1 protein-coding gene is annotated in these 226 nt (G+C 40.7%); it reads right to left on the bottom strand.

What is annotated here, in order from left to right; all coding sequences use genetic code 11:
* A partial coding sequence (locus FD20_RS12850) for a GDP-mannose 4,6-dehydratase (protein ID WP_157060951.1) occupies positions 1-226 on the bottom strand: 226 nt, incomplete at both ends.

Raw genomic sequence — 226 nt, 5'->3', positions numbered from 1 at the left:
CTGACAGTGATCCGAAACATGCAGCCAATCGCGAATATTCTTGCCATCACCATAGATTGGCAGTTTTTTTCCATCCATACCATTTGATGTCATCAGTGGTATCAGTTTTTCTGGAAATTGATAAGGTCCATAGTTATTCGAGCAACGAGTAATGTTAACATTCAATCCATAAGTTTCATAATATGCCCGCACTAACAAGTCCGCAGATGCCTTGCTGGCAGAGTAT

This window comes from Liquorilactobacillus uvarum DSM 19971 (assembly GCF_001434935.1).
Taxonomy (GTDB): domain Bacteria; phylum Bacillota; class Bacilli; order Lactobacillales; family Lactobacillaceae; genus Liquorilactobacillus; species Liquorilactobacillus uvarum.
The sequence above is the reverse complement of the archived record's forward strand: the minus strand, read 5'-3'. Positions and strand labels throughout refer to the sequence as shown.